1 rRNA gene is annotated in these 2,195 nt (G+C 52.1%); it reads left to right on the top strand.

The window, feature by feature from the left end:
* Positions 1 to 2,195: ribosomal RNA gene (locus A3739_RS08880) — 23S ribosomal RNA — on the top strand; the annotation flags it as partial.

Here is a 2,195-nt window from a genome sequence, read left to right as displayed (position 1 = left end):
CCACGAGCAGGTTGAAGGTTAGGTAACACTGACTGGAGGACCGAACCCACTGTCGTTGAAAAGCCAGGGGATGACTTGTGGATAGGAGTGAAAGGCTAATCAAACTCGGAGATAGCTGGTTCTCCTCGAAAGCTATTTAGGTAGCGCCTCGTGTATCACCCTAGGGGGTAGAGCACTGTTTGGGCTAGGGGGTCATCCCGACTTACCAACCCCATGCAAACTCCGAATACCTAGGAGTGCGAGCACGGGAGACACACGGCGGGTGCTAACGTCCGTCGTGGAGAGGGCAACAACCCAGACCGCCAGCTAAGGTCCCAAATTCATAGTTAAGTGGGAAACGATGTGGGAAGGCTTAGACAGCTAGGAGGTTGGCTTAGAAGCAGCCACCCTTTAAAGAAAGCGTAATAGCTCACTAGTCGAGTCGGCCTGCGCGGAAGATTTAACGGGGCTCAAACTATGAACCGAAGCTGCGGATATAGATTTATCTATATGGTAGAGGAGCGTTCTGTACGCTGTTGAAGGTGAATCGAGAGGTTTGCTGGAGGTATCAGAAGTGCGAATGCTGACATGAGTAACGATAAGGGGGGTGAAAAACCTCCCCGCCGGAAGACCAAGGGTTCCTGCGCAACGCTAATCGGCGCAGGGTGAGTCGGCCCCTAAGGCGAGGCTGAGAAGCGTAGTCGATGGGAAACAGGTTAATATTCCTGTACTTCTTTATATTGCGATGGAGAGACGGAGAAAGCTAGGCCAGCATGGCGATGGTTGTCCATGTTTAAGGTTGTAGGCTGGGGACTTAGGCAAATCCGGGTCCCTAAGGCTGAGAACTGATGACGAGATCCTACGGGATTGAAGTGGTTGATGCTCTGCTTCCAGGAAAAACTTCTAAGCTTCAGATATAAAGGAACCGTACCCCAAACCGACACAGGTGGTCAGGTAGAGAATACCAAGGCGCTTGAGAGAACTCGGGTGAAGGAACTAGGCAAAATGGTACCGTAACTTCGGGAGAAGGTACGCTGCTGCCGGTGATGGGACTTGCTCCCTAAGCTAGCGGCAGTCGAAGATACCAGTTAGCTGCGACTGTTTATTAAAAACACAGCACTCTGCAAACTCGAAAGAGGACGTATAGGGTGTGACACCTGCCCGGTGCCGGAAGGTTAATTGATGGGGTTAGCGTATGCGAAGCTCTTGATCGAAGCCCCGGTAAACGGCGGCCGTAACTATAACGGTCCTAAGGTAGCGAAATTCCTTGTCGGGTAAGTTCCGACCTGCACGAATGGTGTAACGATGGCTAAGCTGTCTCCACCCGAGACTCAGTGAAATTGAAATCGCTGTTAAGATGCAGCGTATCCGCGGCTAGACGGAAAGACCCCGTGAACCTTTACTACAGCTTCACAGTGAACTTTGAGCCTATTTGTGTAGGATAGGTGGGAGGCTTTGAAACATGCACGCCAGTGTGTGTGGAGCCATCCTTGAAATACCACCCTGGTATGTTTGAGGTTCTAACTCTGGTCCCTTATCGGGATCGAGGACACTGTGTGGTGGGTAGTTTGACTGGGGCGGTCTCCTCCCAAAGAGTAACGGAGGAGCACGAAGGTGCGCTAAGCATGGTCGGACATCATGCGGTTAGTGTAATGGCATAAGCGCGCTTAACTGCGAGACAGACACGTCGAGCAGGTACGAAAGTAGGTCATAGTGATCCGGTGGTTCTGTATGGAAGGGCCATCGCTCAACGGATAAAAGGTACTCCGGGGATAACAGGCTGATACCGCCCAAGAGTTCACATCGACGGCGGTGTTTGGCACCTCGATGTCGGCTCATCACATCCTGGGGCTGAAGCCGGTCCCAAGGGTATGGCTGTTCGCCATTTAAAGTGGTACGCGAGCTGGGTTTAGAACGTCGTGAGACAGTTCGGTCCCTATCTGCCGTGGACGTTGGAAAATTGAGAAGAGCTGCTCCTAGTACGAGAGGACCGGAGTGGACGAACCTCTGGTGTTCGGGTTGTGTCGCCAGACGCATTGCCCGGTAGCTATGTTCGGACAGGATAACCGCTGAAAGCATCTAAGCGGGAAGCCCCCTTCAAGATAAGTTTTCCCTGATTCCTTGAGAATCCTAAAGGGCCCTTAAAGACTATGAGGTTGATAGGCAGGGTGTGTAAGCGTTGTGAGGCGTTGAGCTAACCTGTACTAATTGCCCGT

This window comes from Oleiphilus sp. HI0067 (genome assembly GCF_001635735.1).
This window is presented reverse-complemented; position numbering and strand designations above follow the sequence as displayed.